This window comes from Paenibacillus sp. Root52 (assembly GCF_001426865.1).
Lineage (GTDB): Bacteria > Bacillota > Bacilli > Paenibacillales > Paenibacillaceae > Paenibacillus.
The window spans coordinates 502,201-518,070 of sequence record NZ_LMFO01000029.1; the positions used below are offsets into that span (position 1 = coordinate 502,201).

At 43.7% G+C, this 15,870-nt stretch carries 13 protein-coding genes; 10 read left to right on the forward strand and 3 right to left on the reverse strand.

All coding sequences use genetic code 11. The features are described 5' to 3' along the window. Window positions 1–95: 95 nt before the first annotated feature. The 4 genes from ASD24_RS23445 (at window position 96) to infC (ending at window position 2,963) form a co-directional block, all read left to right on the forward strand. Window positions 96–842: a metallophosphoesterase family protein gene (locus ASD24_RS23445; RefSeq protein ID WP_327205257.1), complete on the forward strand. Its 747-nt coding sequence runs from the start codon at window positions 96–98 to the stop codon at window positions 840–842. A 99-nt stretch (window positions 843–941) separates the two neighbouring features. Further along, on the forward strand, window positions 942–1,265 hold the full coding sequence (locus ASD24_RS23450) for a (2Fe-2S) ferredoxin domain-containing protein (RefSeq protein WP_056701071.1): 324 nt from the start codon (window positions 942–944) through the stop codon (window positions 1,263–1,265). A 170-nt stretch (window positions 1,266–1,435) separates the two neighbouring features. Continuing rightward, complete coding sequence (locus ASD24_RS23455) at window positions 1,436–2,368, forward strand: manganese-dependent inorganic pyrophosphatase (RefSeq protein ID WP_056701073.1); 933 nt, start codon at window positions 1,436–1,438, stop codon at window positions 2,366–2,368. A 103-nt stretch (window positions 2,369–2,471) separates the two neighbouring features. Beyond that, window positions 2,472–2,963 (forward strand): translation initiation factor IF-3, encoded by a 492-nt coding sequence (gene infC / locus ASD24_RS23460; protein WP_056701075.1) that lies wholly within the window; start codon window positions 2,472–2,474, stop codon window positions 2,961–2,963. Between the two features lie 16 nt (window positions 2,964–2,979). On the opposite strand, the gene ASD24_RS23465 is transcribed toward infC, so the two are convergent. Continuing rightward, a complete protein-coding gene (locus tag ASD24_RS23465; RefSeq protein WP_082560519.1) occupies window positions 2,980–3,804 on the reverse strand; it encodes a protein-glutamine gamma-glutamyltransferase in 825 nt (274 codons plus the stop codon). A gap of 273 nt (window positions 3,805–4,077) precedes the next feature. On the opposite strand from ASD24_RS23465, the gene ASD24_RS23470 reads away from it, so the two are divergent. Continuing rightward, window positions 4,078–6,849 (forward strand): PAS domain-containing hybrid sensor histidine kinase/response regulator, encoded by a 2,772-nt coding sequence (locus ASD24_RS23470; RefSeq protein ID WP_056701078.1) that lies wholly within the window; start codon window positions 4,078–4,080, stop codon window positions 6,847–6,849. Window positions 6,850–6,949: 100 nt separating this feature from the next. On the opposite strand, the gene ASD24_RS23475 is transcribed toward ASD24_RS23470, so the two are convergent. Continuing rightward, window positions 6,950–7,162: a hypothetical protein gene (locus tag ASD24_RS23475; RefSeq protein WP_056701081.1), complete on the reverse strand. Its 213-nt coding sequence runs from the start codon at window positions 7,160–7,162 to the stop codon at window positions 6,950–6,952. A 138-nt stretch (window positions 7,163–7,300) separates the two neighbouring features. Next, window positions 7,301–7,972: a hypothetical protein gene (locus ASD24_RS23480; RefSeq protein ID WP_235540770.1), complete on the reverse strand. Its 672-nt coding sequence runs from the start codon at window positions 7,970–7,972 to the stop codon at window positions 7,301–7,303. 776 nt (window positions 7,973–8,748) lie between these two features. Between ASD24_RS23480 and ASD24_RS23485 the strand changes: the two genes are divergently transcribed. From ASD24_RS23485 to glgD, 5 genes are all read left to right on the forward strand, one after another. Next, a complete protein-coding gene (locus ASD24_RS23485) occupies window positions 8,749–10,443 on the forward strand; it encodes a M3 family oligoendopeptidase (protein WP_056701086.1) in 1,695 nt (564 codons plus the stop codon). Window positions 10,444–10,593: 150 nt separating this feature from the next. Further along, entirely contained in the window at window positions 10,594–11,448 is an 855-nt protein-coding gene (locus ASD24_RS23490) for a GNAT family N-acetyltransferase (RefSeq protein ID WP_056701088.1), read from the forward strand. Between the two features lie 212 nt (window positions 11,449–11,660). Further along, a complete protein-coding gene (locus tag ASD24_RS23495; protein WP_056701089.1) occupies window positions 11,661–12,812 on the forward strand; it encodes an iron-containing alcohol dehydrogenase in 1,152 nt (383 codons plus the stop codon). Between the two features lie 599 nt (window positions 12,813–13,411). Further along, complete coding sequence (locus tag ASD24_RS23500) at window positions 13,412–14,581, forward strand: glucose-1-phosphate adenylyltransferase (protein ID WP_056701092.1); 1,170 nt, start codon at window positions 13,412–13,414, stop codon at window positions 14,579–14,581. Window positions 14,582–14,607: 26 nt separating this feature from the next. After that, window positions 14,608–15,711 carry a glucose-1-phosphate adenylyltransferase subunit GlgD gene (gene glgD / locus ASD24_RS23505; RefSeq protein ID WP_056701095.1) on the forward strand — a complete coding sequence of 368 codons (1,104 nt, stop codon included), beginning with the start codon at window positions 14,608–14,610 and terminating at the stop codon, window positions 15,709–15,711. Window positions 15,712–15,870: the final 159 nt, after the last annotated feature.

A 15,870-nucleotide genomic window follows, 5' to 3' on the forward strand; every position in this document is an offset into this window, starting at 1 on the left:
GATACGGAGATATCGTCAGATATTCATCACAATCTCAATCGGGCTTTGGTAACAACCTCTATAAGAGAGGAAGGATTCACATTCGTAGATGTGTTATAAGTGATATTCATGGCTGTTACGACGAATTCAATGCCCTACTTCACCATGTGAGCTATGATTCGGTTCAGGATGAATTAATTTTACTTGGAGACTATGTAGATCGGGGGCCTCAGAGCAGACAGGTCGTTGATCAGATCATGAAGCTTAAGGAACGTCATTCTATCATTGCGCTGAAGGGAAATCATGATGCGATGATGGTCAAAGCATTGACCAATGATATCAAGGAATATGATAGCCACTGGATTCGCAATGGTGGGTTACAGACACTTGCTAGTTATGTAGACCATGTCATAACATGGGACGAGAGTGAATTGGCCTGGGGCGCCTATCATGAAGCCAAAGTGTGGGTGCGCAACCACTATAGCCATCATCTTCAGTTTCTGGATCAACTTCCGTTGGTATATGAAATTCCGGGCTATGTGTTTGTACATGCTGGGATTAATCCTGACGTACCGGATTGGCGCAAACAGCCAGAGAGTGACTTTATGTGGATTCGGGAACCTTTCTACTCCAGACCTACGGCAATTGAGGAAACGGTGGTCTTTGGGCATACGCCTGTGAAATATCTGCACGATGAGATGGGCATTTGGTTCGCTTCAACGGGAGATAAGATTGGTATCGACGGTGGATGCGCTTATGGTGCTCAATTGAATATGCTTATGATCAGGGAAGATGGCAGCCTACAGACGTTCTTTGTGAAAAAAGCGGAGAACCCAGAGAACCCAGAGGACGTGGATCTTTAACGTGTGAGCATTGCTTATCTAGGTTTCATATGCTAATTTATAAGTTTATGTCATGTCATTATACATACGATAACGAAGCTGAGGGGAATGAAATACATTTTGGCTATTTATAATTTAGATCAATTGCAACATCATATTTTACTCTGTAATGGTGGTACCTGTATGCGCAACGAGGGGGAGGAAGTTACTCAGGCTGTGCGAGATGAGATCAAGAACCTTGGGGCGAGTGAATTTATTCATACGACACGGACACGTTGCAACGGACGCTGTGATGATGCATGTGTGACGATTGTGTACCCACAAGGGGATTGGTATGGCAAAATGACACCGGATTCAGGGAGAGCTCTTGTTCAGGCTCTGTGTGAAGGTGAGCGTCTAGAGAGCCATCTTATCGCTAATGTTGCGACAACAACTGCAAAATAGAGACTAATGATCTATATCATTGGGACTTGAATGATTGTCTTGAGAATCATTTGCAATGAATACGGTGTAAGGGGATTGGAATTAAGCCCTTTTAACGCTATAATCAGTAAGGGTATGAATTATAAACGACATTGATTATTCTAAATCAGAATTGACGGAGGGCTATCAATATGGAAAAAGCGTTAATCTTCGGACACAAAAATCCTGACACGGACACGATCTGTTCAGCAATTGCTTATGCGGATCTCAAAGCAAAATTAGGTCATGAGGTTGAAGCGGTTCGTCTTGGAGAAGTGAATGGTGAAACTCAGTTTGCACTGGATCATTTCAAAGTAGAAGCGCCTCGTTTGATCAAAACGGCAGCGAATGAAGTAAACAAAGTCATTCTGGTTGACCACAATGAGCGTCAGCAAAGTGTTAGTGATATCGAAGAAGTAACTGTGGTAGAAGTTATTGACCACCACCGTATTGCTAACTTTGAGACAAGCCAACCATTGTATTTCCGTGCAGAGCCTGTAGGCTGTACTGCTACAATTCTAAATAAAATGTACAAAGAGAACGGTGTAGAGATCAGCGCACCAATTGCTGGACTTATGCTGTCTGCTATTATCTCTGACTCCCTGTTGTTTAAATCGCCAACTTGCACGGAGCAAGATGTAGCGGCTGCACGTGAACTGGCTGCTATTGCTGGTGTAGATGCAGACAGCTACGGATTGGACATGCTCAAAGCAGGTGCTGATCTGAGTCAAAAAACGATTGCTGAATTGATTTCTTTGGATGCCAAAGAATTCGTAATGGGTCAAGCAAAAGTTGAAATTGCACAAGTTAACGCTGTTGACGTTAACGATGTACTTGTGAAAAAAGCTGAATTGCAAGCTGCAATTGAAGCAATCATCTCTAGTAAAGGTCTTGACCTCTTCGTATTTGTTGTAACAGATATCCTCAACAACGATTCTGTTGCTCTTGCATACGGCGCTTCTACGATTGCAGTGGAAAAAGCGTACAATGTATCGTTGGCTGATAGTCAGGCTCTTCTGAAGGGTGTAGTATCTCGTAAATCACAGATTGTTCCGGTTCTGACAGAAGCATTTAACAGTCTGTAATAACCGTCTGATGTTTGGTACATGAGTATCATATCCATCAATCAAGCCTGTTCTGATCTCTCATGGGTCAGGACAGGCTTTTATTATGAAGGAGGTCATAAGTGTGATCAAAAATGAAAAGATCAAAGCATCGGAAGTCCATGTCACTGGAATAAACGGAGAGGATCTGGGAATCATGTCCACGCGTGAGGCACTCGCCTTAGCGAAGCAATACAAAGTGGATCTGGTCTGTACTTCTCTCTTGACCAGTCCACCACCGTGCAAACTTATTGGGGCTGGTGCAGCCAAAGCAGAGGCGCAACAGGATAAGAAGAAATCAGGTAAATCCCCGGATAAACGTAAGGTGAAGGAGATCCGTCTAACTTTGCAAATGGAAGATCATGATCGGGATACGAAACAAGCACAAGCAGAGCGTATCCTGAAAAAAGGAGATTCCGTGAAGCTGGTCATTCAGGTTCACGGAAGTAAAGAAGGCGCAGCCGGTAAGGAATGGGCAGAGCAGCTATGCCAAGCTTTGGCTGAATTCGGCACCAAAACGACGGGGGTACAAGTGAGCGGGAAACAAGTCGTCGTTCAGTTGGATCCAAAGGTGTAACCCTTCACGTGAAGCATCAGGTACGCAAATAACGACTACCACCTACACGAACATATAATTGTCCAGGTAATACTGGCGTCGATGGAGCACCTGGATTGGCATTATTGCTATTCGCAAAACGTGACAGATAATAAAAATCAGGGTAGATGACAGTATCCATCAGATAGGCGGAAGTGCGGCTGCCTGGAAAGCGGAATTGGTTCAAGGTGCGTATGATTTGTTCGCCACGAGCAATACCGATTCCGTGACCGTAATACCAATCCTCACGAAGTTTAATCGTATTCTCTCCTTGCCACTCTGGCGTTTCGGGAGATACATCCGGATTTTTGAAATAGAGTACATCTCCAGGGAGCGCACTGTTACTGCCGTTCTTCTCTGTTAAGCGCAGGTCGCTGTCATAGTGCCAGTCGAAGAGAAGCAGGTTGCGGAATAACGAATTAAAAGCATCTTCACGGATGCTACCCAGCACGCCACCATATAATACAATGACAGTTGCTGTTGCGCATTCAAAAGCGTACAAGGATCCGTTTCTCCAAATATCACGAATTCCCTCTGCGGGGGTAACGTTGGGTCTTAACTCAAAACCACCTTGGGCATTCCGGTTCCAGTAAACGGGATTACATCTGGATTGTTCGAACGAGGCAAAGCTAACACCACTCGCATTAAGTCCCTCTGCTGCTTCGACAAGAGACGAACGCAGTTTCCACTCAAAACGAAGATGCTCCATGGATTGGTACGTATACACTGTCGAACTATTTTGGAGTTGTTGGAGCCAGTTCCATTCAAAGGGCGTCCAATCTGTGGGACTTAATTGGAGAGGTTGATTTGCAACAATAATCATAATTGATACCTCCATGTCGTTGGGATGTACAGAACATATTTAGATAAAATCGCCTAGGTTTGTTTGAGAATATGGTGTAGCCTATAGGGGTCGGATTAGTAGTTTATTGGCTTGATGGGGTTACAAGATAAAAGATGTCGATACTTGCCAAAATTTCGTACAAAAAAATCGTTATCAATGATAGGATTTGGGGTACTACTCTATAGAAGAAGTTATGTATTGAAGTAAGCTTTCATTACGAAATGGTTGGATAACTGAAAAGGAGGATAAGCGGTGTCGAATCCAATTACACAGAACCGTTTGCTGTTCGAACAATTATATACTCATGCGCCGATCGGCATTGCTGTTGCTTCACATGTGAATGGTCGTTGGCTCCAGCTCAATCCCGCCTTTTGTGAGATGTTGGGGTATCGTGAAGATGAATTAATTGATAAGTCAATCATACATATGATCTATGAGCCTGATCTGGATATGGATAGCTTCCGGTCTGAGTTTTACGATATGACCAATGGTGTTACCATGATGTACGAAACGGAGTTCCGCTTGAAACGCAAGAACAATACACTCCTATGGGCATGTGTACGGGCATGTATCGTCAAAGATGAGATGACGGATGAGCCTTTATATTTACTCGTGCAAGCAGCCGATATTTCGAAGCAAAAGGAAGCGGAGGAGCGTCTGATCATCCAACGCCAAAAGTTGGAGGAGAGCAGCCAAATCTCTCGTATGCTCACAGAATCATCCTTGGATATGATCGCTATCCATGATGCGGATGTTGAGCGAACTTTCAAATATATATCGCCTGCCTGCGAAATCATGCTTGGTTATAAACCGGAGGAATTAGTAGGTCACTCCGGCTTATCTGTCATATATCCAGAGGATATTCCTTTAGTGAAGGCATATGTTACAGGTCAGATTCAAGGCCTTGCTCCGGATCGAATCAGTTATCGTCTCCGGCATAAAGATGGATCGCCAGTGTGGGCGGATACGTTAACACAGTACGTGTATGATGAGCAGGGTAATCTTCAGGAGATGATTGCTGTAACCAGAGATATGACTGCTAGACAGCAAGAAGAGCTTCGTCAGCAGGAATATCAGTCACTATTCGACTACAATCCATTGGGCGTAGCGTCACTTGCTCCAGATGGAAAACTGCTTAAGGCGAACTCCGGGCAGGAGCAGCTTACTGGACATACCAAAGAGGAGCTGTTAGGTGGCTCGTTTGAACATCTCATTGATCCAGTTGATCTGGAGAAGACCCGTTACTATTTTGAAGAGAGTGTGAAGGGGAAAGCTCAGAGCTACGAGATTGGATTAATTCACAAAGATGGGCAGCGTATTGAAACGAATGTAATTAATGTTCCGATTATACTTGAGGGACAAGTCGTTGGTGTATTTGGAATTACGAGTGATATTACAGAATCTAAACGATACGTTGAGGAAATTGAAAATTTAAGTTATGAACGTGCCCTCATACTAAATGCAATGTCCGAAGGGGTTATTGGACTGGATCGAGATGGACATATCATCTTCGCCAATCCGGCTGCAACAGAGATGATGGACTTCTGCCCGAGTGCTACAAATGGCATGCCGTTTGAGGAGATTATTTTGCAAATGCAAAGTGAAGGAATTCCGTATCCAACAAACGAAACACCCATTGTGAAGGCTGTTCGTGAAGGGCGTAGCCTGCCAAGGTCAGAATCCGTTTTCTGGAGACAAGATGGCTCCAGCTTCCTTGCAGAATTTCAACTGAAGCCTATTATGGATCAGGGGAAAACGCGGGGAGCCGTACTGGTCTTTCGTGACATGACAAGTGTGAATGAGATCATTCGGGCGAAGGAAGTAGCTGAGCATGCCGACAAAGCCAAGTCTGAATTCCTTGCGATCATGAGTCATGAGCTGCGCACACCTCTGAATGGTATTATGGGAATGGCACATTTATTAAAGGAAACAGAACTCGATGAGGAACAACATGGATTTGCCGAGATCATTATTGATAGCGGGGAATCATTACTGCATATCCTTAATGAGATTTTGGATTTTAGCAAGATTGAAGCTGGTAAAATGGATCTTGCGCGTGAAGCGGTTGATCTAAGAGAGATGACTGCGGGTGTCATGGAGCTGTTTGCACTACGAGCATCCGAGAAAAATATTGAATTATACTGTGAAATATCGGATCGGGTTCCTGAGCGTATAAGAGGGGACGAAACGCGTATCCGCCAAGTGCTTATTAACCTAGTTGGCAATGCGGTCAAATTCACGGATAAGGGCAATATCCAGATCCATATGAATGTACATCCAGCAGAATGCGAGAATGAGGAGCGGCTCACCCTGGCATTTACAGTGAAAGATACTGGAATCGGTATACCTCTTGAGAAGCAGCATCAACTATTCCAATCGTTCTCTCAGCTGGATCCTTCCATTAATCGCAAGTATGGAGGCACAGGTCTGGGGCTCGCGATCAGTAGGAAGCTGGTGGAGCTAATGGGTGGTGCGATTGGCGTACAGAGCGATGCTGGCGAGGGAGCAGAGTTCTACTTCACGCTGTCGCTAGAGCGCTGGAATGACGAATCTGGGGATCTTATAGAGGAATCTAATGAAGTGAGTGAACTCACCGATCAGTCACGTCAAGCTGCGGGGATTAAAATCTTAGTGGCAGAGGATCAACAGTTGAACAGTCACCTCATGGAGGAAATGCTGCGTAAGCACGGCGGTGTATGTGACATTGTAGAGAATGGTGAAGAAGCTGTGAAGGCGCTGGAACGGGAGCATTATGATCTGATCTTTATGGATATCAAAATGCCGATCATGGATGGCATCGAAGCCACCTGCAAGATTAGGCAAACACATCCGGAAATTCCGGTCATTGCTGCCATCACCGCATTTGTGGGTGCTACAGATCGTGAAGCATGTTTGAAGTGTGGTATGCAGGATTTCATTAGCAAACCGTTCAGTTCTCAGGAGATACGTCGTGTCATGAATACATGGGTTCCCTTTATCCGAGCTCATCAAAAAAACGTTGAATCAAATTTTGAAGTAACCTAAGTGAGTATCCCATGAATTGAAACAACCTGCCCCTAAGCTAGAGGCAGGTTGCATTTCGTTTTTGTAGTGGAGAACTATCCATCCGAGAAGGGCTTAAAACTTAAGACCATCCTCCGATTAACCCAGAGAGGGTTACACACTCATCATCTTCCAATTCTGCAATTAGCGTAAGTTCCTCTTGGTCAGTTGGGTCAACCGAGAACAATTCACGGCGTCCATCTTCGTGCACAATAATAACCAGTTGGTTGCCGCTTTTTGTATCAAACTGGTACTTAACTCCAATACCAGGTAAAGGACATTCCCGGATATTCATGTAATGCTGTCACCTCTTTAGCTTTTCCGTAATAAGTTTAACCGTTCACACAGTACGGATGTATTCTACTATCCCTAACAACGTTTGGCAAGTCATGATTCAAATTACCGACAATTAATTATCCTTACGCTATATATTTTAGCCATTTCGGCGCTGTCTGACACGTCTGCGACGCAAGAAAAACCAGATCAGCAATGCGAGGATTAACATAAGGCCAATAACAACTGCGATAATAATATTTCGAATGTTCGGAATCTGTACAGTCAAATCCAGTGTATTCCGATTGAGTGGGGAAATGTGCCACGTTAGTGTTTTACCCCCATCGTCCACAACATCTGCGTTTGAATCCTTCGCTTTGATTGGGAGAGATAACTTGAAGTCGAAATTAACATCTTTTAATAATAGGTTTTTAAGAAAATTCGGTACCTTGTTAATCTGATCTTTGATGTTACCATCGGGCATGGATTCCATGACATCCGCTTCTGCAGTAAGGTGTAGTGTTGACGAGAACAAACCTGGTGTTTTGGATTGCTCGACCTTAATGCCTTGAGGTAAGCTTGACATATCAAAGTCGGTTGTGTTGCTTCTCTCATAGTGAGTGGTGGCAGTAAGCTGCTGCGTGTCTCCTTGCTTGGTAACTTCAGCTTCGAAATTGTTCTTCTTCAACGTATCGGCCAGCAGTGCCATCAGATTATCCTGTCCGATTTTGCCTAGCGCAGCATCGGTTACACTGAGATTCAGATCTAGTTCGGATGATCCATCTAGATTGACGGTTACATGAGCTTCCCCGTCTGCGCAAGCCGTTAACACGGATAACATCAATGTTAGTAAGATAGCACTAAATAAGTAACGTAAAGGCATACGAATCGACATCTAGTTCAACCTTTCAATGTAAAATCTTATTTCTATTTCATAGATTTATAGTATACACCGGATGTATAACAGATGAAACGTTGGGCATGGATTGCATTTTGTGATATGGTATGATTTGATCTGCATGCAAGGGGTGTCATTAAATCAGTACATAAGGTTCAGCATCGTTTGATGAGGTGGGGATGCAGATGCCTAGAACGTGGAATAATGAATAACATATCATCCCGTATACAAATCCATTGATTAAAATTAAAGATTTCGTATTTTTGTCAATGTTCGGTCAATTCAAATGGTGTTTCACCGTGTAAACTGGTAGTAGTGTGTAGAATATTCGGAAGCAGGGGGGTTACATTCATGACTTACATTATTATTTTGGTTGCAATTATGGTCGTGGGAATGGTCGGAATGGGCTGGTTTTATATGGTTGTGGACAAAGACAAAAATTAGTCTGAATTATTGAATAGCATATGTAAGTAAGACAAGCTCATAAGCTGGCTTCGCGATAATGCGGCGCGGGCTTATTTGCGTTTGCGTATGTATCTAAGTAGACCTGACATGATTATGTAACATATATGACCTTACATGTTCTTCAATTTGACCAATGGACAAATATTTTTCGTAAAGTTGGGATTTTTAGGCTGCTCTTTTGTATAATAGGTTTAGTTTAACACGGGAATCTCCCGAATCTACCAAACAGGAAAGGGTGTACATAAATGAAGTTTAGTGAATACACGTATACACGTCCCGATCTGGAACACATCAAGACCTCTTTCGGTGAACTGCTGAAGGGATTCGAAGCGGCGGCTTCAGTGGAAGAGCAAAGTGATTTTATGGACAAGATCAATGCCCTGCGCAGTGATTTCGAAACTCAGGCACAACTGGTCTATATCCGTCACTCCATTGATACCAATGATGAGTTTTACAAGGCAGAGAATGAGTTCCTGGATGAAAGTCAGCCTGTTGTTCAAGAGTATATTACCGATTTTTACCGTGCGCTGGTGAATTCCAAGTTCCGTGCGGAACTGGAGCAAAAGTGGGGAATCCAACTGTTTCAGCTCGCTGAGCAAGCTTTGAAAACATTCAGCCCGGAGATCATTGAGGATCTTCAAAAGGAAAACAAACTGTCTACGGAATACAATCAGCTGATTGCTTCAGCCAAAATTCCGTTTGAAGGAGAAGAGCGTACACTGCCTCAACTGCATCCATTTGAGCTGTCCACGGATCGCTCGATGCGGGAACGTGCTTCAGAAGCGCGGTATACGTTTATGGCGGAGCATGAAGCAGAATTCGACCGGATCTACGATGAACTGGTGAAAGTACGTACACAGATTGCGAAAAAGCTGGGGTATCCAAGCTATGTGGAACTTGGTTATGACCGTATGAATCGTACGGATTATAACGCGGAGATGGTAGCGAATTTCCGCGCACAAGTCCGAGATTATATCGTACCTGTTGCAACCAAGCTGAGAGAACGTCAACGCAGCCGGATTGATGTGGATACACTCTATTTTTACGATCAAGGCTTTAGTTTCAAAACGGGTAATCCAACACCAAAAGGTGATCCAGACTGGATTGTAGAGAACGGGAAACGGATGTATGCCGAACTATCACCAGAAACAGATGTGTTCTTCCAGATGATGACGGACAACGAACTAATGGATCTGGAGAGCAAAAAAGGCAAACAGGGCGGTGGATATTGTACGTTCCTGAACGATTATAAAGTGCCGTTTATTTTCTCCAACTTCAATGGTACGTCGGGTGATATTGATGTGTTGACGCATGAAGCGGGACATGCTTTCCAAGTATACGAGAGCCGTAACTTTGCTGTGCCTGAATATAACTGGCCGACTTTTGAGTCTGCGGAAATTCATTCCATGAGTATGGAGTTCTTCACTTGGCCGTGGATGGAGTTGTTCTTCAAGGAAGATACAGACAAATACAAGTTCGATCATCTGTCCTCCGCGCTGCTGTTTATTCCCTATGGCGTATCTGTGGATGAGTTCCAACACTTTGTCTATGCTAATCCTGATGCAACTCCGGCGGAGCGCAAGCAAGCATGGCGCAACATTGAGAAGACGTATTTGCCGCATATTAATTACAAAGATAATGCGTATTTGGAACAGGGCGGATTCTGGCATAAACAGGGTCATATTTTCTCGTCACCGTTCTATTACATTGACTATACGTTAGCTCAAATCTGCGCATTCCAGTTCTGGAAACGCAGCAATCAGGATATGAAGTCTGCTTGGGCAGATTATTTGACGCTGTGCAAAGCCGGAGGAAGCCTGTCCTTTACTGGATTGGTCGAGCTTGCGGGACTTAATTCTCCGTTTGAAGACGGCTGTGTCTCTTCTGTGATTGGAGATATTGAAGCTTGGCTGGATGGCGTAGACGACAAAGCACTCTAAGAGAATTCGAAGAGTAGCTTAAATGAGGTGAAATGGTACGAAGAATAATCCGCACTTGATCGGTATCGCATTCTGAGCGTAGAGCTAGTAGGACAGATTCGAATGTCTGTAGCTTACGAATACTCTTAGACAGAATGCGAGGATTATATCATGCTGTACTTAGTTCAAGATTCAACTTTATTGAAACGTGTACAGGATCTTGTAGGTGATCGACAGGGGCATGTCGTTATGGGTGGAGTGCTTGCTGGACTTCAAGCCGGACGAGTATATGTCGATCATTCAGATATCCTGGGAGGCGTGTTGATCTGGGCGAGACACGAGATGTTTTATTGGATTGGTGATCCAGACGGTTCATTATTTCATACACAGGTGAAAAAGCTATTGAGAGAGGATCTTCTGCCCGAAGCTCTGCGGGTTGGTGAAGAGATGTTGAATCTTGAGTTGCTTCCGACTCATGGAGGCAGTTGGGATTCTACCTTACAGGTGACTTTTGCAGGCAAATTAGGCAAAGGTTATCGAATTCCATTCACTTTTGATCAGATGAAATTTAATCATTGGTTGCAGCAGCACGCTTGTTTGGATATACCTCCCCAATATCAGGTTAGCGTGATCGATGCTACAGTGCTGGAAGAGGACACGAGCGGTGTAATCCAAGAAGAGATTTTGAAATTCTGGTATAGGGTCGAAGACTTTATCCGATATGGGCTAGGAACTTGTGTCATCCTGGATGGTCAAGTCGTAGGTACCTGTTTGTCTGTATTTGTGAGTGATGAGCATCATGAGATTGGCATTCATACGTACGACGCATTGCATCGAGGTCAAGGTTTGGCTACAGCTATGGCAACTTCTTATATACGGTTATGTCTTGAACGTGGTTATTTACCTCATTGGACAACCGAAGATTTTCGTAAAGATTCAATTGCTATCGCTCAAAAGCTGGGCTTTGAGAAGGGGAAGGCATACCGTGTGTATTACGCACCCATTCAAGAGCTGTTAAGAACCTGAACGGATCATTAGATATGGAGTAATGAGTGAGCATTAAACGATAATTAAGAAAGAGTTAACCTTTTGAGGTTAGCTCTTTTTATCATTTTATTGTAGATCATCTTTAAATGTAACATTTGTTAGCTCTATTGTGATTAATTTCACTATATCTGAAAACGGATTCAGTTACAATGAAGTCAGTTACAAATCAGGGTAACAGGAGGCTGGTTCAAATGGCAACACATGCTTATTATGTTCCGCCCGTGAACTTGATGGGGAGAGGCTGTATACAAGAAGCGAGTAAAATGATTCAAGACATGGGGATTCGCAAAGCATTGGTCGTCAGTGACCGTCCGCTAATTGCTTCAGGCGTTACGGAACAGGTGCTGTCTATATTAAGAAAATCTGGGCTTGACTATATCGTATATGATGATGTTCAGCCTAATCCGACATGTCAGAACGTACATGATGGGCTTCAAGTGTATCAAGAACATGGGTGTGATGCGATTATTTCGATTGGTGGTGGTTCACCACAGGATGCTGCGAAGGCTATTGGTATTGTAGCTACGAATGGTGGCCATATCCGCGATTATGAAGGGCTTCATCAATCGCAACATAAGTCAGTACCCCTCGTTGCGTTTAATACAACGGCTGGTACGTCAAGTGAGGTGACTATTAACTACGTGATTACAGATGAGGAACGTAAAGTGAAAATGGTGATGGTGGACAAAAACAGTCTCGTTTCCCTTTCAGTAAATGATCCAGAACTGATGTTAAGTAAACCTTCTAGCTTGACTGCGGCAACAGGGATGGACGCATTGACCCATGCCGTGGAAGCGATGGTCACACCAGGTGGGTTCACGGTTACAAGTGCGACAGCAGCGGCGGCTGTTGAATTGATCTTCGAATATTTGCCGAGAGCTGTAAGAGACGGCAGTGATCTAGAAGCAAGAGAACATATGACATATGCGTGTTTTCTAGGCGGAATAGCCTTTAACAATGCTGGTTTAGGATATGTTCATGCGATGGCGCATCAACTAGGTGGTGTATACGATCTTCCGCACGGTGTATGTAACGCGATGTTACTCCCCTATGTGGAAGAGATGAATGCAAAGCATGTACCAGGCAAATTCCGTCATATCGCCAAAGCGATTGGTATGAATGTGCAAGAGAAAAGTGATGAGCAGTGCTCTGAATATGTCATTGAAGCAATTCGCCAGCTTTCCAAAGAGGTCGGTATTCCGGAGAAACTGTCCGAACTAGGCGTTAACGACTTGGATATCGAACTACTCGCTGACAATGCGATGAAGGACGCCTGTGCACCTGGGAACCCCTATCAACCTTCCAAAGATGAAGTGATGGAGCTGTTCCGTAAAATTATATAATGAATCGTGCACACAAGCCGGGAATATAAGTTCTCGGCTTATTTGTCGTTTAATCCTATAATAAAATTACTTTATTTTCCATATTATATTTCCTTACAAAAACAAAAGGAGTTTGATTCCTTCTTAGCGAATACAATTCCTAGGTAACATCAAAGTGGGTTGGAGGGAGTGAATGTGCACGAGAGAGAAGTAGTTGAGCTTTTAGAGGTTGTCCACTGAAAACCGACCTTTTGAACATGCACTTTTAGGATCGATGACTCAGTAAGTTTCGTGTTTCTTGTTTGTGTTTAATGTTTACTTAGGCAAGAAACTCATTTTCTACGCAACAATATCGATGGCCACCCTGCATAATACACCTCGGTTTAACTAGTTAAATGACTCTTCACTTTCTATTTTTCATTTTAATTTCATTTCCGACATGGCAGTGATGCCAGCTTATTACAATGTGAGTTTTCACCACTTTTGTATATGTAATGCACATGAACAAGGTTTATACAGCATGCTCCTGATCATGACAACAGTGTCCACTCATCCACAGAATAAGAACTTGGGCGACTGAATGAAAGAGAGAATGAAAGCAAGTGGAGGAGGCTGTAATGATGGCGAAAAAAGAAGTTGTAGCAATGCTGTTAGCCGGAGGCCAAGGCAAACGGTTGAAGGGACTTACCAAATCGCTGGCTAAACCCGCCGTCTATTTCGGTGGTACGTATCGAATCATTGATTTTCCTCTAAGTAATTGCTCTAACTCTGGCATTGACACGGTTGGTGTGTTAACCCAATACGAACCTCTTGTGTTGCATTCCTACATTGGAATCGGCAGCGATTGGGATTTGGATCGCAAAAATGGTGGTGTATATGTACTGCCCCCACATGAACGTGAGGATGGAAGCAACTGGTATCGTGGAACAGCAGACGCCATCTATCGGAATCTCAACTTTATTGAACAATTTGACCCTGAGCATGTACTCGTTCTATCAGGGGATCATATTTATAAAATGAATTATGAGAAAATGCTTCAGTATCATAAGGAAAAGGACGCGGATTGCACGATTTCAGTCATTGATGTATCCCTGGAAGAGGCAAGTCGGTTCGGAATACTGAACACTCATGATGACTACCGTATCTATGAATTCGAAGAAAAACCTTCTCAGCCTAAGAGTACACTCGCATCTATGGGCATCTATCTCTTCAAGTGGGATGTATTGAAACGTTTCCTGATCCAGGACGAACAACAGGCATCCACCTCTTATGATTTTGGCAAAGACATCATCCCCTTATTGCTTGAACATGAAAAGTCACTTTATGCGTATCCATTTGAAGGCTATTGGAAAGACGTTGGTACGATTCGTAGTCTGTGGGAATCCAATATGGATCTGCTGGACGACGAGGCACCTTTTAATCTGAATGATCCAGACTGGCGTATCTATACGCGCAATCCGAATCAGCCTGCACAGTATATTTCTCCAACCGCGAAGGTGCGCAATTGCATTATTAGTGAAGGCACAGTTGTCCACGGTGAGGTGAACCATTCGGTGTTATTTTATGGCGTCGAGGTTGGTCAGAACAGTGAAGTCATTGACTCTGTTGTGATGCCAAAAGTGAAGATTGGGCACAATGTGCGCATTCATCGCGCTATTATATCGGAAGGACTCGTCATTCCTGACGGTGCACACATTGCCCCCTTACCCGGAGACGAAAGTGATATTGTACTCATCGATCAAGAAGAATTGGAGCGTCAGCTCCGCGAGGGAATGACAAGCAAAGCCTAATCTAAGGGTAAAGGACGGTGCATGCGATGAAACCATTGATCGGAGTTATTAACCTTGACCATGAGCTTGAAGAATTGAAGGAATTGACGTACTTTCGCTGCGGAGCTGCGGTGCCCTATGCCGGACGTTACCGTCTAATTGATTTTGTGTTGTCTAACATGATGAATGCAGGCATTGAAAGCATTGGTGTATTTGTAAGGCGTAAATATCGTTCACTCTTAGATCATCTGGGTGATGGGAAGCCATGGGATCTGGATCGTAAACATGGAGGTATGTTTATTTTGCCACCGGATTGGAATGATCCGACGGATACCTCACAGGGCGATTTACAGCATTTTCACAATAACCTAGATTTCTTTCACCGGGGGTCAGGAGAATATGTTGTTCATGCCGGTACCCGTCATGTAACCAAAGCGGATCTACAGGATGTCTACAGGTATCATAAAAGCACAGGGGCGGACGTTACGCTGGTCTGCAAAAAAGTAGATCAATTGTTGCCTGAGCATAATGCTTGTGTCAAAGTTGAACATGACGGGTACGGTAATGTGTTAGACATTCACCAAAGTGCCGATCACCCGAATATATATACAGAGATTTTTATCATGGAAAAACAACTGTTCTTGCGCCAAGTACAGCGCTGCATCGATCACGGCGAGAGTCACTTTTTCCGTGATGTGATCCAGAAAAATCCAGATGGTTTGAAGATTGCTGCTTATGCGTACGACGGATATCATGCCGTGATCAATTCAATCGAAAGTTATTATCGGAATAGTCTGGAACTGTTGAACAAAGGACTATATGAACAACTGTTCCAAGAAGAGCCTGTTCAAACGAAGATTAAATATGAGGCACCTGCTAAATATCTCGATACAGCCGAGGTGAAACATTCCTTACTAGCGAATGGGTGCATTGTTGGTGGAGAAGTCGAGGATAGTATTCTGTTTCGTGGAGTGCATGTAGCCAAAGGTGCCAAAATTAAGGGTTCCATTATTATGCAGAAGTGTTACATTGGTGAGGGAGCTGTACTGGAGAATGTTATCCTCGATAAAGATGTGAAGCTAACGGGTGGGCAGACGTTGATTGGTGACCCATCAAACCCGTATATTTTGGCAAAAAGCACTATTATCTAATCGGATGGCATAACCGATATCATCTATAAATACATCTATTTCAGTTTAGATATCCTTGATTAATCAGGAGTAGATGAGATCAAAAGGATTATTCGCCACAATTCATCATTTAACTAGCTATAGCTACCATCATCCTCATTCGATGAGAGATGAAATTGT